The following is a 20,300-nucleotide window of genomic DNA, read 5'->3' as shown; positions in this document are numbered from 1 at the left end:
ACTTGGCGCACTGGTTGGCGTTGACAGATTAAGACCTAAAGGTATGCTAAGCAACATAAATGTCGATGAATGGTATGACTTCATCGCGATCATATTCAGAGTAAGGGCCGCTATCAATGTCACAAATACCACTACGTCATGACTGGCAACGTGATGAAATAGAATCACTTTTTGCATTGCCGATGAACGACTTATTGTTTAAGGCCCACAGTATTCATCGTCAAGTGTACGATCCTAACGAAGTGCAGATCAGTCGTCTACTGTCAATTAAGACGGGGGCTTGCCCAGAAGACTGCAAATATTGTCCTCAGAGCGCCCGTTATGACACCGGACTTGAAAAAGAGCGGCTGATTGAAATTGATAAAGTCCTTACCGAGGCTCGCGCCGCGAAAGCCGCCGGTGCATCGCGCTTTTGTATGGGCGCGGCATGGCGTAATCCCCATGAGCGCGATATGCCGTACCTTAAAGATATGGTGGCTGAAGTGAAAGCCATGGGCATGGAAACCTGCATGACGTTGGGGATGTTGTCGCCCTCGCAAGCTGAAGAACTGGCAGGGGCTGGGCTTGACTACTACAACCACAACTTAGACACCTCGCCAGAATATTATGGCGATATCATCACCACTCGTACCTACCAAGATAGATTAGACACCTTATCGAATGTGCGCGCCGCGGGCATGAAAGTGTGTTCTGGCGGTATTGTTGGCATGGGTGAGCAGGCGAGCGATCGCGCTGGCTTATTGCAGCAATTGGCTAACATGGAGCAGCACCCTGACTCTGTCCCTATCAATATGTTAGTGAAAGTGGCGGGCACACCATTTGAGAATTTGGACGATCTTGATCCGTTAGAGTTTGTGCGCACCATTGCCGTTGCGCGCATTATTATGCCTCACTCACGTGTGCGTTTGTCGGCTGGACGCGAGAGCATGAGCGATGAGCTACAAGCCATGTGTTTCTTTGCCGGCGCCAACTCGATTTTTTACGGTTGCAAATTACTCACCACCAGCAACCCTGAAGAAAACGATGATATGGCGCTATTTAAACGTTTAGGCTTGCACCCAGAACAGGGTAAAGCGGCAACCATTGAAGAAGAAAAAGCGGTATTTGCCAAGGCCGAAGCCATCAAGGCCAAGCAGACACAGCCTTTTTATGATGCGGCGGCGCTCTAATTTAATGTTGAACGTGTTAAGTGCCTTGTTGCTGATGTTGGCCATATGAGTGCAGCCACACCTAAGGTGAGTCGACTGAGCCAAAAAATCGATACCCAGATGGCGCGCGCCCGTCACGCAGGGTTACTGCGTCAGCGCCGCGCCTTGGCAATCGCTAAGGTGGGCGATGAGACGCCAAATGAGTTTATGCTCGAGGGTGTCAGCTTTATTAATTTCAGCAGTAACGACTATTTAGGCCTGAGCCAAGCTTCTGTGCTGGTGGAGGCCATGAGCCAAGGTAGTCAGTTATATGGCGTGGGAAGCGGCGCATCTCCTTTAGTCACGGGCTACAGTGAGGCGCATCGTCAACTTGAACAGGCCTTGTGTGAGGCCAGCGGACATGAAGCTGCCTTGCTATTTTGCTCGGGCTTTAGCGCCAATAGTGCATTGATGAAAACCTTGTTTGACCGCCATGATACCGTGGTGGCCGATAAGTTGATCCATGCCTCACTTATCGATGGCTTACGCGATAGCGGCGCACATTTAAAGCGCTTTGCCCATAACGATATTGATGCGGCGGTTAAGCTTATTGCCACTCATCAGCCGCAAGCGGTGATCACCGAAAGTGTCTTTAGCATGGATGGTGACTGCGCGCCGTTGGGGGCGCTGTATCAAGCATGCCAACAGGCACAAAGCTGGCTTATCGTTGACGATGCCCACGGTTTTGGGGTGTTACCAGTGGCAAAGCAGCCGCGGGCGAGCGCCAGCAACTGCGACGTGCAGGTGGTCACTTTTGGCAAGGCGCTGGGGTGTCAGGGCGCGGCGATTTTAGGCTCGCAAGCGTGTATCGATTTTATGGTGGCTAATGCCCGCCATTACATCTATTCGACGGCGCTGTCTCCTGCTAATGCCTATGTTGCCTATCGCGCGGTCAAATGGCTTGGTGAGTCAACCAAGGTCGCAGACACCTTGCACGGCATCATTGATGCATTTAGGCGGCAATGTCAGCAAGCGGGGATCACGCTGAGCGACTCGGTTACGCCAATTCAACCCATAGTGATAGGCGAGCTTGAGCGCTTACAAGCGGTAACCGATGGGCTTAAAGCGCGAGGCATTTGGGTCGGGTCGATACGGCCGCCAACGGTGCCTAAAGGCAGTGCCCGCCTAAGAATTACCCTTAATGTGAATCACACTCAGGCGCAGCTTGACCACCTGATAGCCAGCTTGGTTGAAGTGCTATAACGCGCTAGCCAAACAATACTGCGCATGCGGTAATGCTAAGGTCTGTGCGGGTCAATCACCTTAATCCGAAATTTATAGCACCTAAATTAAAAGTCTAAATTAAAAGCTTAAATATTTAACGCGTCAGTCATTAATAAAGTGGTACAACAAACATGCTTATCTCCTCTCTCTCTGCTGCCTATAACTTGCCAAGCATAATGGGTCAGCGCTGCCCTCTGGCGATGATGTTATGACGCTGAATGTGAGTGCCGTCGATAAGATTGCCCAGCAGTTCTCCCACGCTGCGCAGCAATATCAGCAACATGATGTGTTGCAACGTATTACCGCCCAGGTACTGCAAGAGGCCATGGACTCAACGTCGCGGCTGTTAGATATTGGCTGCGGCCCAGGCACCGATTTTTCATTTTTGGGGCCAATCAAGCAAGTGCTGGCGGTTGATATTGCACCAGGCATGTTGCAGCAGATGCGTACGCGCTACCCTGAGTATCTCAGTGTTTGCGGTGATGCTCAGTGTTTGCCCTTGCAAGATAACAGTGTTGATGCCATTTATTCGAATCTGGCGTTGCAATGGTGCGCCACACTCAATAGTGCAGTGCAAGAGATGGCCCGCGTGCTATCACCTAAGGGGGAGTGTTATTTGGCGATTGTTGTCGATGGCAGCTTGCAGCAACTTAAGCAGCTGGGGTTGCGGGTTAACCGCTTTCAGTCGGCAAAGGAGATCTTGGCCAGCTTTAACCATGAGCAGTGGCAGCTGCGGGAGCAACAGGTGATGCCTATCACGGTGCACTTTAACCACCTTAAACCTTTGCTCTATTCAATCAAAGGGGTTGGAGCGTCAGTGCGAGGCGAGGGCGATACTGGCCAAGCGCAGCCGCTTTTGCGCGGACGCCAAGATTGGCTGGCGCTCAATAGCCAAGCAGAGCAGATGCGCCAGAATGCGGGATTACCGCTCACCTATCAAATTTTGTTTATTCGCGCCAAATTAAAGGGGTAATTTATGCAGTATTTTGTCGCAGGGACCGATACCGATTGTGGTAAAACATTGATCGCCTCAGCCTTACTGTATCGGGCCAAGCAAACCGGCACGACCTTGGGGATAAAACCTGTGGCGTCAGGATGTGAGTTTACCCCTGATGGGCTGCGCAACAGCGATGCATTGAGCTTAATGGCACAATCGACACTTAAGTTGGCGTACTCGCAGGTGAATCCATTTGCTTTTGCCCCTGCCATCGCGCCCCATATTGCGGCGTTGCACAGTGGCGAAAACCTAACGGCGGCGGCCATTATCGAGCACTTGGCAGCGCTACCGTTAACAGATGTCGATTTTGCCATTGTCGAAGGCGCAGGAGGCTGGCGCTTACCTTTAAATCAAGAAGAGTTTTTATCTCAGGTGGTGCAGCGTTTATCTTGGCCTGTGATTTTAGTGGTGGGGGTGAAGCTGGGTTGTTTAAACCATGCCTTACTCACACAGGAGGCGATACTTGCTGATGGCGTGCAGATTGCTGGTTGGGTGGCCAATATGGTGGATCCGGCGATGAGTGTCGCACAGCAGAATCTCGACAGTTTACATCACCTTATGTCGAGCCCTTGTCTGGGCGTGGTGGCGCATTTATCAGCGTACGATACCCAAGAGCATGTCAGTCAGGCGGCCCGTTATTTGTCGCTGGATGCGCTCTGTTAATGGTTACTCGATAACTTCATGGCTTACTAGTCAATATGATGTTTCACTTATTTGTTAATATTAACCAAGATTAATGCCATATCTTATTAAAAGTAGTGCAATATTAATTTTGGCTTAATACTCTCGCCCTAGACTGCGGCGACGGTCGTTGCGGGTGATTGATGCTCGATAACACACCGGATATTATTTTTTTACGTTTACCCCTTGATATCTGCTCTTTCAGACATATTATGTCATCAAGAGAGTTAAAGATGGCACCAAGGGTGTCTTACAGGAGCAGGAGATTAAAATGAAGCGTATTTTCCTATTGATAGCAACAAACATGGCAATATTGTTGGTTGCATCAATTGTTATGTCCCTTTTAGGGGTGAATACCTCAACCATGAGCGGCCTATTGGTGTTTGCTGCGATATTTGGTTTTGGCGGCGCGTTTATCAGCTTAGCTATCTCAAAATGGATGGCGAAGAAAACCATGGGTTGTGAAGTGATCACCACCCCAAGAGATCATACCGAACGTTGGTTGCTTGAAACCGTCGCGCGCCAAGCAAAGCAAGCGGGCATTAAGATGCCTGAAGTGGCGATTTACCAATCTCCAGAGCTCAATGCGTTTGCGACAGGTCCGAGTAAAGATAACTCGCTGGTTGCGGTCAGTAGCGGTTTGCTTTACGGCATGACGCAAGATGAAATTGAGGGAGTGTTAGCCCACGAAGTGAGCCATGTGGCTAACGGCGATATGGTGACACTGACCTTAATCCAAGGTGTGGTGAATACTTTCGTTATTTTTGCTGCCCGCGTTGTGGCAGGCATTATCGACACTTTTGTGTCGAGTAACGATGAAGAGGGTGAAGGCCTAGGTATGTTCGCCTATATGGCGGTGGTGTTTGTACTCGATATGCTGTTTGGTATTTTAGCGTCAATCATTGTGGCGTACTTCTCACGTGTGCGTGAGTTTAAAGCCGATGAAGGTGGCGCACGCTTAGCGGGCAAACATAAGATGATCGCGGCATTAGACCGATTACGTCGTGGCCCAGAAACTGGTGCGATGCCAGCCCAAATGGCAGCATTTGGTATCAATGGTAAAAAATCGATGGCTGAATTATTAATGAGCCATCCACCACTAGAAAAACGCATCGCGGCCTTACAAGCGAAATAATGATTTAGGTCATCACTTAAGCGATAGCATGCAATAATATTGCGTAGATAAAACGGGAGCCTAAGGCTCCCGTTTTTTATGGATCAATGTCGTAAATTGGCTAATACCGCTATACTGGTTAAGGATTGTTCACTTGTTAATGCCAAGTCGATTCCATTTTGCATAGACAGGGTGTGACAAGTGTCACTTTTGTCAGCTCGTAGGGTGTTTGGGCTATAGATATTTGATTCAGTGCACATTTTTAGTAATTGGCTGTTGGTACTATCGCCGCCACATTAAGCGTTGCTAATTTGTAAGGTCTCGGCTAGCTTAGGTTTAGTCACGTAAATGCAAATTAGGACATAGGCAAGATGGGCCGTGATTCAAAACAAACACCCACTATGCCAACCATAAAGAGGATATGATTGTGAGCAATAAAATATTAAGCGCATTATTTGGTGCAGGCTTAGCGGCATTGGCATTATCGCCAGCGGCAATGGCTGAACCACAAGAATTAGCAGAGATGCATGCAGAAATGGATGGCTGTGAAGCATGTCATGCCGATGGCGAGCCATCAGCTGACGGTGCTTATGAATTTGAGCAGTGTCAAAGCTGCCATGGCACCTTAGCCGAAATGGACGCAGTACATAAGCCACATGATGGCAATTTAGTATGCGCCGATTGCCATGCTCCTCATTCATCGAATGTGGGTGACAAGCCAGGTTGTGACAGCTGCCATGATGATGGCCGTACTGCAGAATCAGTCTTAAAGTAGTAATGACATAGCGCATTAGGCGCAACAACAAACACCAGCAATATTGCTGGTGTTTTTTTATGTCACCACATTCTGTCGTTGTGACTTTGTTATTATCAGGGTAACGTGGGAAATGTTTGCGCCTAAACAAGTTAGAACAAGTGTTGAGTTATTGGTGTGCTTGAGTAAAATAACCGCGATTAGCGTTAGGAACCGTCCCTAAGTGATAATAATGGGTCGCAGCACCTAATGATTCGTAAGTTAATCCTGAGCTTTCTTGTTCAATATTTGGTTATCTGATCCGGGAGACGACGTTGATCATCGACAGTCTAACCCCATGGATTAGGTCTAGCTAGATGAGGTCGGAGCAATTAGAGTGTTATTGTTTGGTTGTTAACTTGTTATTATGAGTGTTGGTTGAATGGAATAGGCCATTGGTAGGCGACATGGAGTGTACAGGATGTTTAAAGTAATCAAATGGGTAGTGGTTTCGCGTTCGCAATTGCTGAACGATTTACTGGAAACACGTTGGCCCCAACAATTTTTAGTTAAACTTGCGAAAGTGGCGCCTGATAGTCTAGAGGCGACCATGAATGAGGATAGTTTTTCTCTAGTGGTGATTGACTTAGCCACAGTGGATGTTCAACGAGCCTACCAATTACAGAAACAGATTAAAAAGCGCCATTCGGCGCGAGTAGTGTTTTTACACTATCCTGAGCAGATTGATGCGCGCTTTTTGATCTCACCGATCACGGCGGCGGTGTTCTTTCGTGATACCAGTCTTGAACAGGTGGGCCAGGCCTTGATTGATGTATTGAGGGGCCAGCGCATTATTCCTGAACAATTACTGACAGGTGACACCGATGCCGCGCTCGATGATGGTAGCGATAACTTAACCATACGCGAGCGAGAAGTGTTGCAGGCCTTGTTAAGCGGTAGCACGAATATCGATATTGCTAATCAACTCTTTGTCAGTGAAAGTACCATTAAAACCCACCTTTACCGGGTATTTCGTAAAATTGGCGTTTCAAGCCGTGGCCAAGCTATCGCATGGGCTCAGACTCACCTGCACGAAGTGCAGCAATAATATTACTGCTGATACCTCATCTGGCCGCCGTGCAGCGCGGCCAGTGAGTATTTGTCATCTCCCGCCTTTTTTGTACCAGAGTTGTCGACATCACTTGTTAGGATTTTAGCGTTAGAGTTAGCTATAATCAGTCACGTAAATAAGTGGTTGTAATAGATGCCGATCGCAAATCACCGATTTGTGGGTATACTGATAGACCCAAATATTAGAGAGGACGCGAAGATGGCCGAAGAAACGATTTTTAGTAAAATTATTCGACGAGAAATTGCAGCAGATATTTTATATCAAGATGAGCTAGTGACAGCATTTCGTGATATTCAACCTAAAGCCCCAACGCATATTTTAATCATCCCTAATCACCTTATTCCGACCATTAACGATGTGAAATCATCTGATGAAAAAGCCTTGGGACGGATGATCACGGTTGCCGCCAAACTCGCAACAGAAGCGGGCATTGCCGAAGATGGTTATCGGTTAGTAATTAACTGTAATAAGCATGGCGGCCAGGAGGTTTTCCATATTCATATGCATCTGCTAGGCGGCCAATATTTAGGGCCATTAGTATCGCAATCGCTAAGCTAGCGCCTGATCGAGTCATTCATGAAAACAAATCCCGAGTTTTTTCCCTTAACGGAGTTAGCCAGCCGCTTTGTGGATCAATTAGTACAGTGTCGCCGTTTAAAGCTCAGTGTACTAGAAGCCAGTGAACATCATGTGCTAATTGAATTGCCTTATAGTAAAGCGTTAATCGGTTATCCTGAAACGGGCGTTATTCATGGTGGGGTGATCACCACACTGATGGATACCGCCAGTGGCACCTCTGTGGTGTGCAGTATTTTCGATAAATACAAATCATTAGAACTGTCGCCTACGTTAGACTTGCGGGTCGATTATATGAAACCCGCCGCGCCTAATAAGAGCGTGTATGGCTTTGCTGAATGCTACAAATTATCGTCTAGTGTGGCTTTTACTCGAGCGATAGCTTATCAAGATTCCATTGATGATCCTATTGCCCATGCAGTGGGATCCTTTATGCGCATAAGTCCCGACATGGTAGGTGAGCCCTTTAGGCGGGCGCTGATGGGAGAGGTGTCATGAGCGAAGTGAGTAATTCTGGTGGCGAATTAAAGGTTAAAGACCTTGTTAAAAGAGCCACCGAGTTAAATGACTTTAGTCACCTGCTGGAACATGTGCCTTATGCTAAGTTTATCGGCATGCAGGTAGCGCGTTTTGGCGATGAGTTAGTATTTCAACTGCCCGCTAAAGATGACAACATCGGTAATCCGACATTGCCCGCGTTGCATGGTGGCGTGATAGCTGGATTTATGGAAATGTCAGCTATATTACAATTAATGGTATTTATGCAAGCAACTAAGGTGCCAAAGGTGGTTGATTTTTCTATCGATTACCTAAGAGCCGGGCATCATAAAGACAGCTTTGCCGAGTGTAAAATAACCCGCCAAGGCAGACGGGTCGCCAATGTGAGTATTAACTGTTGGCAAACCAATCGAAAAGCGCTGATTGCCACGGCAAGGGCGCATTTTCTGATTGAGTAATGCTCAGGAACAGATCTGCTGGGCCGCGGTCAACAGGCCCTACTAAATTAAGCGAGGCGAAATGAAAAAAACCATATTATTTACCGCACTGCTGATGTTAACTGCATGTGCTAACCATACTGCAGGGGTGATGGCCAGTTCAACCGGTGAGGTTAGGGTCGACAACAACGCCTTTCATCGCCAAGTGGCTGTCGATAATGTGCAGACGCGTATTGATGGGTCGTTACTAACGGCATCGGGCACCCTTAAAAGCCAAGTGGCAACAGATGTTCGAGTACAATATAAATTTACCTGGTTTGATATTAATGGCTTTGCCATTGAAGATGAAGGCAGTAGTTGGAAGCCGGTTAAATTGCATGGCAAGCAGCAGTTACAGGTTCGGGCTGTCGCGCCTAATAGCACAGCCGTACGCTGTCAATTGTATGTACGTGAGGCTTTTTCTAACTAAGGAGTGTTGGTGATAATGCGGGGGAGTGGAGTGAGCACAATGCACTCTGCTAACGTCTTTTTTGCACTAGTTTTGCACTATCAAGTCCGCTTTTTCATAAATAAATGGCCTAAATTAACGTTAGAGATGTCAAAGACTTGTATTGTTGATGTATAATGTTCAGCGCCAAGGGGTGTTAGCGACTCGTGAACCGTTTTAATTGTTCATATAGTCGACTCACTGAGATGTCTATCGACAAACCCTTAGAACCTGATCCGGCTAATACCGGCGTAGGAATGGGCCACACTAATGCATTATAGGATCTCTCTGGTTACTATAATCTCATTGTGCTTTCTTTCTCGCTTCTTTAACTGCCGGATCTCAAAAACTTATTTGAGGTCCTATGTTTACAATAAAATCTTTATCTCCAATAGCGTTAGCTATCACCGCAGCGTTAACCCATACAAGCCTTGCTGCAAATACGACTCCAGTTGATACCGATGAGATGGAAGTCCTTGTCGTCACATCCGATTTTCGTCAATCAGCCCTAGATAAAATGCCGTCGAGCATCAGTATAATCGATCAGCAACAGATCGAAGATGAAGGGGCGCAGCATTTTGAAGAGCTACTTAATACGATCGCCAATTTTAATTGGTCTGGCGGCAGTTCACGGCCAAAATATTTTCAGATCCGTGGTGTAGGTGAGCAAGAAGAGTATCAAGGCGCGCCCAATTCATCGGTCGGTTATATCATCGATGATATCGATATGTCGGGCTTGGGGATGGTCGCCAGCATGTATGATCTGCAGCAGGTAGAAGTACTCCGTGGCCCACAGGGCACAAGGTATGGTGCCAATGCCTTAGCCGGATTAATTTACCTCAAAAGCAACGATCCCACGGCGATGTTTGAACATGGTGCCGAGGTGTCAATTGGGGATGATAAACTGCGCACCTTTAGCGGCTTTAGTTCGGGGCCACTGACCGATTCAGGCACCTTGCTGTATCGCGTCTCGCTGCAGCAACATCAGCAAAATGGTTATCGCGATAATCTCTACACTGGCCAAGATGACAGTAACGGCCGTGATGAGCTAAACACCCGCCTTAAGCTGCGCTGGTACGCCAGTGACTCTCTCACGCTAGATTTTAACCTGATGCACGCCAATTTTGATAATGGCTATGATGCCTGGACGTTAGACAATAACGGTTTTGATACGCTGACCGATGCACCGGGTGTCGATAAACAGCGCACCACGGGTAGCTCGCTTAAAATCACCTATTCGGGTTACAACAATTTTGAATTAGTGTCGTTAACATCAATGGCTCAGACCGATACTCACCATGGATACGATGGTGATTGGGCCAATCCCGATTATTGGCACGCAAGAGTGTGTGACGCAGCCCCGTGTGAGTATGACTATACCTGGGGTAAAGTAGGCGATCGTCAAACGGTGTCACAAGAGTTTCGTCTCAGCTCGACCGATGCAGGAAGGCTATTTAATGGCAGCACCGATTGGTTATTGGGCGTGTATGGTATGAAACTCGATGAAGATAATCACACCACAGAAGTGTACAACGGCTGGCCAGAAGCACTGGTTGCCGATTATAACGCCACCAATATGGCATTATTTGGTCAGCTTGATAGTGATTTGGGTGATGATTATGCCCTCTCAGTAGGGCTAAGAGTCGAGCGCAGAGAAAGCGATTATCAAGACAGTGCAGGGGATGGCTTTGACCCCTCTGAGACTATGTGGGGCGGACATATCGCCTTGAGCAAGGCGCTCAGTGATGATCATCAAAGTTATATCCGCATCGCTCGAGGCTATAAAGCCGGTGGCTTTAATATGTCTCTGCCAGCAGCGCTCAGTGATAAAAAAGAGTATCAGGCCGAAACCCTGTATAACTATGAACTTGGCTTAAAATCGACCTGGTTTGAGGGCGATGTGAGTACCAATGTCAGCGTGTTTTATATGGATCGTAGCGATCAACAGGTTGCAGCATCGCAGCAAAATCCTGATGAGCCGCAAAAATTTATTCTGTACACCGAAAATGCCAGCGACTCCTATAATTATGGCGCTGAGTTTGAGGGGCGTTGGTATACCAGCGATAATTTAATGCTCTACGCCACTGCAGGCTGGTTAGAGACGGCCTATGGCGATTATCAATATCAAAATAAGTATGGCGAGCTTGTGGACTTAAGTGAGCGTGAATTAGCCCACTCGCCAAACTTTACCTATAGCGCTGGTGCCACTTATCGTAGCGATAACGGTTGGTTTGCTAACTTAACCAGCAGCGGTAAGAGTGAATTTTATTACTCGGACAGTAATGAGTCTACATCAGATCCTTACACTATTTTTAACGCGCGTATCGGTTATGAAACAGAGCTGTGGTCCGCCTATTTGTGGGGGCGTAATCTGTTTGATGAGCAGTATGGCGTGCGCGGCTTCTATTTTGGTAATGAACCTGATTTAGGTTGGGCCGATAAGCAGTACATTCGCTATGGCGATCCGCGTCAGCTAGGCTTAACCCTTAAGGTTAAATTGATGTAATGCCCATCGCATAAAGGTGTGAGGCTGCTGGCTATCCAGTAGCCTCAAATTTGGTGTATTCAATAGGCTAGGCTGTTTTCAAACAAAGTCTGCTCAGTACAGGATGAAATAAGATGCAATCAACCATGATGAAATTAACCGCTGAAATCAGCATGTATCCGTTTAAAGAAAATTATATCGAACCTATACAGTGGTTTATTGATCGCCTCGACAGTTATGAGCATATCGAGCGTAAAACTAATGCCATGGCGACACAAATTTGCGGCGATTATGCCGCGGTGATGAACATGCTGGCGATAGAGATGCAAGCGGCCCATGAAAAATGGGGGAAGTCGGTATTTGTGGTGAAATTTATTGGCGGTGAATTGGACTTGTCTCACACCCAATAATCTTGATTAAGGCTCTACATAATTCATGATAAGAGTATGATATTACTATGATAGAACTTTGGACAGAGTTGGTATCAACCGTTTCTAGCGCAGCGGCGCAGGCCCATCAATTGACAGGGTGGGAAGGTGTTGCTGTCGTATTGGCCATGGCGTATTTGATGCTAGCGATGCGTGGCAGTATTTGGTGTTGGGCGGCGGCCTTTTTGAGTACCGCTATCTACACTATGCTGTTTTGGGAAGTCTCGTTATTAATGGAGTCGCTGCTCAATATTTACTATATGGCGATGGCGGGTTATGGCTACTGGTTATGGACAAGGGGGCGTGGTGGCGATAAAGGGGTCGATATTGTCAGTTGGTCTGTGTCTCGTCACCTGTTATTGATTGGCCTAACCAGTGTTATCTCCTTGCTGGTTGGGCACTTTATGGCGACCCAGACTCAAGCGTCTTATCCTTATCTTGATGCTGCGACCACCTGCTTTGCGGTGATGGCCACCTATTTAGTGGCTCAAAAAGTGCTGGAAAACTGGCTCTACTGGGTGGTTATCGATCTGGTGTCAATTTATCTGTATCTCAATAAGGGGCTGCTACTCACTAGCATCCTATTTATTTTGTATGTCGGCATGGCGATCGGTGGTTATTTTATCTGGCGCGCGAGCATGCGCGAGCAATCGGAGAATCAGGCAAACCATTATGCGTATGAGTCATAAGTGGTGACCATGCCGCCGTGCTTAGCGTATTCGTTGCAGCAATCACTGTCTGCCGATATCAAAGACGAATTGGCCGCCAAAGGCTGTAACCTTGCTCAGGCGTTAGATGTTGAACGTTTGTCCCATGGTTTAAGTAACCAAAATTACCGTATTGTCACCAGCGAGCGTGAATTTGCACTGCGCATTAATAGCGATGCTAGTAATGCACTTTGCAGTCGCCACAGTGAAGTGCAACTGTGGCGCAGCGCGGCCAAAGTCTCGATTGCGCCGCAATTACATTATGTGTCAGATGATTATCGATATTACCTTAGTGAATTTATCGTAACCACTGCGGATTGGGGCCTGTTAATGACCGCCGATAGCGCCGCACCACAGCCAGTTGCCCCTGTGCACCCGACGGCGCATCAAGCGTTATTGTCTTTACTGCAAGAATTAAGCGCATTACCCATACCCGATAATGCAATCTCGGTCGCCCAGCAGTGGCATGAGTATCTGGCTAAATTAAGCCAAGTGAGTGAGCAGCTAAGCGGTTCTGTTTCTCATTGTCAGGCTTGGCTGGCGCGTTTTGAGCTATTGAACAGTCATAGTCCACGAGTGCAATTGTTACTCGATACCCTTGCAGAGTGCATGGTCTTGCCGCAATTTAGTCATCGCGACTTAAATCCGCATAATTTGCTGCTTAGCGGTGATAAGCTTTGGTGTATCGATTATGAATATGCTTGCAGCTCACATCCGTTGGTCGACTTAGCTAGCATCTTAGCGACCCATAAATTGTCCGATTGGCAGCGCCAATGGTTAACCACTCAGTATCTGCTAGATCATAGCAAACTCAATGACGCGGCGCTTAATGCTGTGCCGGCTGCGATTGAACTGTACTGGTATTTTGCGCTTTGTTGGGCGCTATTAATGCACAGTGAGCTGATACTTGATGGCGGTATGATAAACCAGGCTAATGCCTTTATCGGTGCTGACGCTAAAGCGTCATATCTAGCAAACGATTACCTTGAATATTTTGATGACTTTTTAAAGAGAGTCGCACCTTAGTGTTATTAAACGGGGGAACGGGGTTAAAAAAGCGACAAATGACTTCTATTTGGCATTAATTGTTTAAGATGCGAAAGATTATCAACTGAGTAAGGGTCTCTTTTATCAATGATGATAAAGAGGATTTTTTTATGCAGGTTATTCGTTTATATCAACAAGCGCTCAAGGGCATATCTCAGCTCGATGGTGTCGTCGCATTAGGGCTGCGCCTCTATTTGGCGCCTGTATTGATGCAGGCTGGGTACAATAAGTTGACCCACTTTAGCGATACTGTCGCTTGGTTTGGCGACCCTAACTGGGGCTTAGGCCTGCCTATGCCAGAGGTGATGGTCGCGCTTGCGGCGGGAACCGAGTTTTTTGGCGCCATCTTATTGCTCTTTGGTTTAGCAACCCGTCTAGTGACCATTCCCCTGAGTATTACCATGCTGGTGGCCGCATTCAGTGTGCATTGGCAAAACGGCTGGTTGGCGATTGCCGATCCCAACTCTTGGTTAGCCAATGAGCAGGTGCTGGCATCGGCTGAAAAGTTACAAGCGGCTAAGTCATTACTGCAACAATATGGTAATTATGATTGGCTAACCTCATCGGGTAACCTAGTGGTGCTTAATAATGGGATTGAATTTGCCATCACCTATCTGTTAATGCTGCTGGCGCTAATGGTCATTGGAGGAGGGCGTTATACCAGTCTTGATTACCTTATCGCCAAACGGTATCAATGAATTTAATTGTCGCTGGCTAAGAGATAAGTCCTACTGTTTTAGTAGGATTTTATAGATCAATTTGCTACTCTTTGCCCGTTGATTTGCTCTATTACAGGACTATTTTGTGGATGCTATCGAACTGCTGTTAACACGTCAATCTTCTCCTCGGTTAGTGGCTCCGGCCCCTAGCGAGTCTCAACTTAACACCATTTTAAGTGCCGCTGTGCGCGCTCCAGATCATGGTGGATTAAATCCTTGGGAGTTCATTGTCGCCACTGGTGAGGGGCTCGATCGCTTAGGCGCGCTGTTTGTTGATGCAACACAAGCAGATGGCGGCGACACGAGCACTATCGATAAAGTGCGCAATATGCCACAGCGTGCGCCAATGGTAATAACCGTAGTCGCTAAAGTGGTTGAGCATGCCAAAGTGCCCGCGTTAGAGCAGCACCTTGCGGTGGGCTGCGCCTGTATGGCGATGCAACAAGCGGCGTTTGCTTTAGGTTTAGGCGGTATATGGCGTACCGGTGGATTGGCATTTAACCGCCATTTACACCAAGCGTTAGCGCTGGACGACGATGCACAAATTATCGGTTTCTTGTATCTGGGGACCCCAGCGATAACCGCGCCAATAAAACCAACTAAATCGGCCCAAGGTTTTGTGCGCTACTTATAGTCATCAGTTAGTGTCTGCTGTCGTTCGACTTTGGTCGGGTTTACATACAGTATAAAACTGTCACAGTGGTGTTATACCTGCCTCATACCCATGTACAGGTTTCACCCTAAGTGATTATATTGCCCACGACCTTTAGCGTGGGCATTTTTTTGCCCCATCTAATATGTTTGTTCAAGTAAGGCCATTGCTGCTTATCTAACGGCTTACTATTATGAACTATTGCCAAGATATGCTAAAGCTGTTGCGTAAAGCGATACAAGATAGCGAGTCATTAATCGGTCACATTAAGTGGATATCATACAGGAGCCGTTATGGATCAAGGTGGACGCGTAGGTTGGTTACAAGGTGAGCGGGTAGTGTTAGAACCCATGACGCATGAGCATATTCCTGCGTTAGCGCTTGCGGTTACTGATGGTCAATTATGGACCTTATGGTATGCCAGTGTGCCTCATCCCGATGAGATGAAAGCCTATGTAGAGCAGGCCATGGCAGACGAGCAACGCGGTGAGACCTTAGCCTTTGTGGTGCGCGATACCCTGTCAGGTCACATTGTTGGCTCAACCCGCATCATGAACTGGGAGCAAGCTCATCGCCGGTTGGAGATTGGTCACACCTGGTACAGTAAAAGTGCGCAGCGCAGTGGCATCAACACCGAAGCTAAATACCTGTTGCTTAAATATGTCTTTGAAACCTTAGCTGTGATGGCGGTGGAGTTTCGCACTCACTGGCATAATCAAGCCTCGCGCGAGGCGATAGTACGCCTAGGAGCGACCCAAGATGGGGTGTTACGCAACCATCGACTACTCAAAGATGGTACGATCAGAGATACAGTTGTCTACTCCATTATTGACAGTGAGTGGCCTACAGTGAAGCAACTGTTACGCCAGCGCATGGCTTTAAACTAGGGAGCCCATTGTTTCGAGGGTTTCGTTGCTTAGTTGAGGGGAGATAAAACCGCTATTATGGCTCTATCGCGGCTACTTACAGTGAATAAACGCTTAAGATAATCGTCAAGCATAAGTCTAGTTTGAGTCGCTTGTAATGCTAGAACAACAAGATTTTTTTAATGATAACCTTGATATTGAGCGATATCTAAAGTAGAAATAACGCAATATTTAGGCTTAATGCAAAGGAATTTCCATATGCGCTTTTATACTCCACTGTCTGCTGCCGTGTTTGCTGTTTTCAGTCTTTCTGTCACGGCCAATCAAACGCCAGTTTCAGCCGCTGAAATCGCGTTTAATCAAGAAGTGGTGCAATGCGCTGCTTATTACCATATTGCATCCGATGCCATCAGCAATATGGATGCCCCGCAGATGAAGCCAGTTGGCGAGCGGCTTAAACAGTCGGGAGAGGCGGCGCTAACACTGGCAAAGCAGTATCAAAGTGAAGCGCAGGTCGAGCAATTATTGCAACAAGCCATTGCTAAGCAGCAGGCTAGCCTGCCTAATAACAAAAGTTTAGGTGGCCTGATGGGACGTTATAAAACCCCTTGTCAGAACCTGCTTGCCGATCCGCAGCAACGCCTCGACTATTGGATAATGGCCACTATGTGATTGTTACGCCTGTGAGCATGAGATCAGCGGCCAATAGAGCGCTGCTAGGTTCTGCATAGGGTAAGTTGAATAAAAATGAATCAAAAGAGTGCACTGGCGCTCTTTTTTGTTTGGTTCTGAAACTTCATTCACTCAACTACGGTCTAGTGAGTTATCGTGTTTTGCAATAGTCCCTCTTGTTAAGTTGCTCGCTCTCGCTAATGCGGCCAACAGTGATGTCGGAGAAGCCATGAATATCTACCTTTTGATTGCAGCAGTATTGGCCTCAATTACCTGTGTTGGCCATTTTGTGATGGCCAAGCCGCAATTTTTACGTCCCATGCTACAAGCCGATTTTGATCCCACGACTAAAACCCTAATGCACTGTGTATTTCACTATGTGTCGATATTTTTGGTGCTATCGACACTGGTGTTATTTGCCTGTGGCTTACACTTAGTGTCCCCACGGCAAACCTATGCCTTGGCCTTGTTTATCTGCCTTAACTTTATGCTGTTTGCGACTTGGCAAATATATATTGGTTACTTTGGCGAAGCAAAGAGTGCACGTCGTGTTCAGTTTCAGTGGGTGTTTTTTATTATCATTAGTGTGTTTACGCTATTAGGCGTGTTTACCGATTAAGCGGCCATTTCAACATGGGGCTAATAAGTAAGCTTTCTAGCCTAACTGTCTCAGTACAAATTTGTCTAAGTGTAATTGAGTGTAATATTATCTAAATTCAATTGCATAGTGCTGCGCTATTGAGGCACAGTGGATGATTAGTATTTTAGTCGACGGAACGGCTGCGGCGCTGTAAGCCTTGAGAGTGTGAGACTCACTTCATGATAAATGTAAAACGATTAGTTAAATCCTACCAAATGGGAGAGTCGCCGGTGTTGGCATTACGCGGGGTCGATTTTTCCATACAAGCCAATGAGTTTGTGGCCATCATGGGGCCTTCTGGCTCTGGTAAATCGACCTTAATGAATATTATTGGTTGCCTCGATAAACCTACCAGTGGCTCTTACTGCTTAAACGCGCAAGAGGTGAGTCAACTCGATGATGACGCCTTATCTGCAGTGCGTAACAAAGAGATAGGCTTTGTATTTCAAAGCTTTCATTTATTACCGCGTCTCAGTGCATTACAAAACGTATTATTACCACTGCGCTTTGGTGAGCATGCCGACGATAGCACGGATTATGCGCAGCAATTACTGGCACGAGTGGGCTTAAGCGATCGTCAAGATCATCGCCCCAACCAATTATCCGGTGGGCAGCGTCAACGAGTTGCGATTGCCAGAGCCTTGGTGAATCGACCCACCATTTTATTGGCCGATGAACCGACAGGTGCCTTAGACAGTAAAACCTCAGTGGAGATAATGGCGCTGTTTACCGAGCTCCACCAAGCGGGGCAAACCATCATTTTAGTGACCCATGAGGAGGAAGTCGCGGCTTATGCTCAGCGGATCATCCGTATGCGCGATGGCGATATCGTCAGCATTGAACAGCGAGGTGTACATGCCGCATAAGGTGTTTTTTGGCGGTTGCGCCGCATTGGCTGCTTGCATGATAAGCTTTTGCAGCTGGGCCGACGATAGTTTTCCCTCATTACTGTTAACGGGCAAAATCAGCTCGGTTGACTCACAAACCTTTACCGTACCTAAGGCCGGAGATGCTTGGCGCTATCAAATTCAGTGGATGCTGCCCGAAGGCACTTTAGCCCAGCCTGGGCAAAGTGTGGTGATTTTTGATAAAAGCCAATTGACCAATCAAATTGAGCAGCTAGAGGCCAGTTTATTGCGGGTCACGGCGCAAGAGCAAAGTACGGCTATCGAGCTAACGGGTGCGGTATTGCAAGCACAGTTTGATCTTAAGCAGCGCCAACTTGAGGTGGAAAAAGCCCAGCTTGATGCCGATGTGCCATTAGCCTATCTAGCGGCTAAACAGTATGCCGAAAACCAATTCAGTTTGATGCAGGCCCGCAGCGAGCTTGAAAAGGCGCAGCAGGCCTTAGTTGAGGCGTTAGATAAGCAAGATGCTAGCCGTCAACAGTTAGCCATAGATAAACGCAAAGCCCAGCTGGAGTTAAGCCAGGCGCTGCAAGGCATAGCGCAACTGGAATTAACCGCGCAATTTGCCGGCCCTCTCTTGTATGAGCGCCATCCATGGACAGAGACCAAATATGGCGTGGGCGACACAGTGCAGATAGGCCGTCAAGTGGCGACGATCCCAGCGCTAGATAAACTCGAAGTCGTTGCTTGGGTTAATGAGGTGGATGTTGACCGTCTAAGGCTTAAGCAAGCCGTTAGTCTGCAACTCGATGCCCATGTTGAAGTGACCTTCGATGGCACTATTGCATCTATTGGGAAGCAAGCGATGTCTCAACCAGCTTGGGGGCAGAGCAAATGGTTTAAGGTCGGCATCGATTTTGCCAAAGAAAATGCCCAAATTGAGTTGGTACCGGGCATGAGCGTGCTGGTGGCGACCAAGGAGTTAGCTGATGCGCAAGGGTAATATGATGCAGGTGTGCTGCGCCTTATTCGTCAGTATGTTACTGGCAGGCTGCGGCCAACAGGCGTTGACACGCGTCGAACAAGGGGTATTGATCCAGCAAGTCGAGGTGACAGGTGAACTGGTGTCAGCCGATACCGTGGCGATGATGCCGCCGGCGATCCGTCGTGTATGGCAATATCAAGTCAAACAGTTGGCTCCAGAGGGCAGCGAAGTGGCCAAAGGCGATGTGGTCGCCAGGTTAGATACCTCTGAGTTAACCCAACGCCTGTCGGTCAGCGCGGCGCGATTGGCGGCGACCAAGCAAGATATTGAAACCTCTAACCTGCGCAATGCCAAGCGGCTCGAACAACTGCGGCTCGATCTTGCCGAAGCCCAGATGAACCATGAAAAGGCGGAACGAAAATTTAAACTATCCGATGAAACCGTGGCGTTAATCGAGAAAGAAAAATACCAGCGTGATGCCATTATTGCCAAAGATAGAGTGGCATTGATTAAGCAAAAAATGGCACTAGAGTCCCAAGGCGCCGAGCAGCGTCAAGCCATGTTAGCCGGGGATGAGCAAAAGTTTGCTTCAGAAGTGGCAGCCTTAGAGAAGGGGATCGCGTCGATGACCTTAAAAGCACCTCGCGCGGGCATGGTGGTGTATGGCAACGATCCGCAAGGCAATAAAATTAAAGAGGGCCAATCGGTGTTTGCCGGTGACGCCGTGTTATCTATCCCTGATCTATCTCATATGCAAGTCAACATGACCGTGCCCGAAGTGGAAGCACAGCGGGTTAAACGCGGTCAAGTGATTAACATTCGTCTCGACGCCAATCCTGAGCGCGTGTTTAAGGGCAAAATAATTGAGTTGGGTGCGGTGTTTCGCAATAAGAATCAAGATGTCCCCATGGTGGTGTTCGATGCCGTCGCCAGTATCGATGAGCCCGACAGTGAGCTGATGCGACCTGGGATGACGGCCAAGATCAGTATTGATATTGCTCAGGCGAGCCCCTCGTTATTAGTGGCTAAAGAAGCGGTGAGCTTTGACGGTGGCCAAGCGTATGTACGCCAGCCCACTTGGCTGGGCGAACGTAAACAGCCAATTACTATTGGTGATATGGGGGCCGAGCGAATGGTGGTCAGTCAAGGTTTACGTGCCGGTGATGAGGTGTTACTGCCATGATG

At 47.7% G+C, this 20,300-nt stretch carries 23 protein-coding genes and 1 riboswitch; all 23 genes read left to right on the top strand.

All coding sequences use genetic code 11. The features are described 5' to 3' along the window. Positions 1-116 precede the first annotated feature (116 nt). Positions 117-1,169, top strand: a complete 1,053-nt coding sequence (gene bioB, locus AC5YB1_RS11770) for a biotin synthase BioB (protein WP_475516617.1) — start codon at positions 117-119, stop codon at positions 1,167-1,169. Between the two features lie 45 nt (positions 1,170-1,214). Next, positions 1,215-2,390: an 8-amino-7-oxononanoate synthase gene (locus AC5YB1_RS11765; protein WP_494519332.1), complete on the top strand. Its 1,176-nt coding sequence runs from the start codon at positions 1,215-1,217 to the stop codon at positions 2,388-2,390. A gap of 229 nt (positions 2,391-2,619) precedes the next feature. Continuing rightward, the gene (locus AC5YB1_RS11760; protein WP_494519331.1) at positions 2,620-3,384 is read left to right on the top strand and encodes a methyltransferase domain-containing protein; all 765 of its coding nucleotides are present in this window, start codon (positions 2,620-2,622) and stop codon (positions 3,382-3,384) included. A 3-nt stretch (positions 3,385-3,387) separates the two neighbouring features. After that, positions 3,388-4,071, top strand: coding sequence for a dethiobiotin synthase (gene bioD / locus AC5YB1_RS11755; RefSeq protein ID WP_494519330.1), 684 nt, complete (start codon positions 3,388-3,390; stop codon positions 4,069-4,071). Positions 4,072-4,360: 289 nt separating this feature from the next. After that, positions 4,361-5,224, top strand: a complete 864-nt coding sequence (gene htpX, locus AC5YB1_RS11750) for a protease HtpX (RefSeq protein ID WP_494519329.1) — start codon at positions 4,361-4,363, stop codon at positions 5,222-5,224. Positions 5,225-5,630: 406 nt separating this feature from the next. Further along, the gene (gene cctA / locus AC5YB1_RS11745) at positions 5,631-5,978 is read left to right on the top strand and encodes a tetraheme c-type cytochrome CctA (protein ID WP_494519328.1); all 348 of its coding nucleotides are present in this window, start codon (positions 5,631-5,633) and stop codon (positions 5,976-5,978) included. A gap of 439 nt (positions 5,979-6,417) precedes the next feature. Then, positions 6,418-7,044 (top strand): LuxR C-terminal-related transcriptional regulator, encoded by a 627-nt coding sequence (locus tag AC5YB1_RS11740; RefSeq protein WP_494519327.1) that lies wholly within the window; start codon positions 6,418-6,420, stop codon positions 7,042-7,044. Between the two features lie 222 nt (positions 7,045-7,266). Continuing rightward, positions 7,267-7,626 (top strand): purine nucleoside phosphoramidase, encoded by a 360-nt coding sequence (gene hinT, locus AC5YB1_RS11735; protein ID WP_494519326.1) that lies wholly within the window; start codon positions 7,267-7,269, stop codon positions 7,624-7,626. 18 nt (positions 7,627-7,644) lie between these two features. Continuing rightward, the gene (locus tag AC5YB1_RS11730; protein WP_494519325.1) at positions 7,645-8,142 is read left to right on the top strand and encodes a PaaI family thioesterase; all 498 of its coding nucleotides are present in this window, start codon (positions 7,645-7,647) and stop codon (positions 8,140-8,142) included. Next, positions 8,139-8,600 carry a PaaI family thioesterase gene (locus AC5YB1_RS11725; protein WP_494519324.1) on the top strand — a complete coding sequence of 154 codons (462 nt, stop codon included), beginning with the start codon at positions 8,139-8,141 and terminating at the stop codon, positions 8,598-8,600. Before AC5YB1_RS11730 ends, AC5YB1_RS11725 begins: the two co-directional genes overlap by 4 nt. 61 nt (positions 8,601-8,661) lie before the next feature. Then, positions 8,662-9,048: a YcfL family putative periplasmic lipoprotein gene (locus AC5YB1_RS11720; RefSeq protein WP_494519323.1), complete on the top strand. Its 387-nt coding sequence runs from the start codon at positions 8,662-8,664 to the stop codon at positions 9,046-9,048. A 158-nt stretch (positions 9,049-9,206) separates the two neighbouring features. Then, positions 9,207-9,341: riboswitch (TPP riboswitch) on the top strand. Positions 9,342-9,430: 89 nt separating this feature from the next. Beyond that, complete coding sequence (locus AC5YB1_RS11715) at positions 9,431-11,572, top strand: TonB-dependent receptor (RefSeq protein ID WP_494519322.1); 2,142 nt, start codon at positions 9,431-9,433, stop codon at positions 11,570-11,572. Between the two features lie 128 nt (positions 11,573-11,700). Further along, a complete protein-coding gene (locus AC5YB1_RS11710; RefSeq protein ID WP_494521631.1) occupies positions 11,701-11,961 on the top strand; it encodes a hypothetical protein in 261 nt (86 codons plus the stop codon). Between the two features lie 47 nt (positions 11,962-12,008). After that, complete coding sequence (gene pnuC, locus AC5YB1_RS11705; protein WP_494519321.1) at positions 12,009-12,668, top strand: nicotinamide riboside transporter PnuC; 660 nt, start codon at positions 12,009-12,011, stop codon at positions 12,666-12,668. Positions 12,669-12,677: 9 nt separating this feature from the next. Beyond that, complete coding sequence (locus tag AC5YB1_RS11700; RefSeq protein WP_494519320.1) at positions 12,678-13,712, top strand: phosphotransferase; 1,035 nt, start codon at positions 12,678-12,680, stop codon at positions 13,710-13,712. 131 nt (positions 13,713-13,843) lie between these two features. Next, complete coding sequence (locus AC5YB1_RS11695; RefSeq protein WP_494519319.1) at positions 13,844-14,431, top strand: HvfX family Cu-binding RiPP maturation protein; 588 nt, start codon at positions 13,844-13,846, stop codon at positions 14,429-14,431. Positions 14,432-14,537: 106 nt separating this feature from the next. Next, positions 14,538-15,086 (top strand): NAD(P)H nitroreductase, encoded by a 549-nt coding sequence (locus AC5YB1_RS11690; protein WP_494519318.1) that lies wholly within the window; start codon positions 14,538-14,540, stop codon positions 15,084-15,086. A 311-nt stretch (positions 15,087-15,397) separates the two neighbouring features. Then, positions 15,398-15,991, top strand: a complete 594-nt coding sequence (locus AC5YB1_RS11685) for a GNAT family N-acetyltransferase (RefSeq protein ID WP_494519317.1) — start codon at positions 15,398-15,400, stop codon at positions 15,989-15,991. Positions 15,992-16,228: 237 nt separating this feature from the next. Then, positions 16,229-16,642 carry a hypothetical protein gene (locus AC5YB1_RS11680; protein WP_494519316.1) on the top strand — a complete coding sequence of 138 codons (414 nt, stop codon included), beginning with the start codon at positions 16,229-16,231 and terminating at the stop codon, positions 16,640-16,642. 229 nt (positions 16,643-16,871) lie between these two features. Further along, positions 16,872-17,261 carry a hypothetical protein gene (locus AC5YB1_RS11675; protein ID WP_494519315.1) on the top strand — a complete coding sequence of 130 codons (390 nt, stop codon included), beginning with the start codon at positions 16,872-16,874 and terminating at the stop codon, positions 17,259-17,261. Between the two features lie 200 nt (positions 17,262-17,461). Further along, positions 17,462-18,148 carry an ABC transporter ATP-binding protein gene (locus tag AC5YB1_RS11670; RefSeq protein ID WP_494519314.1) on the top strand — a complete coding sequence of 229 codons (687 nt, stop codon included), beginning with the start codon at positions 17,462-17,464 and terminating at the stop codon, positions 18,146-18,148. Further along, positions 18,138-19,133: an HlyD family secretion protein gene (locus AC5YB1_RS11665; protein ID WP_494519313.1), complete on the top strand. Its 996-nt coding sequence runs from the start codon at positions 18,138-18,140 to the stop codon at positions 19,131-19,133. The genes AC5YB1_RS11670 and AC5YB1_RS11665 overlap by 11 nt, the downstream gene beginning before the upstream one ends. Then, positions 19,120-20,298, top strand: coding sequence for an efflux RND transporter periplasmic adaptor subunit (locus tag AC5YB1_RS11660; protein WP_494519312.1), 1,179 nt, complete (start codon positions 19,120-19,122; stop codon positions 20,296-20,298). The genes AC5YB1_RS11665 and AC5YB1_RS11660 overlap by 14 nt, the downstream gene beginning before the upstream one ends. Positions 20,299-20,300: the final 2 nt, after the last annotated feature.

This window comes from Shewanella sp. 433 (genome assembly GCF_059338565.1).
Note: the sequence above shows the minus strand (reverse complement) of the source record. Positions and strands in the feature narration are given on the sequence as shown.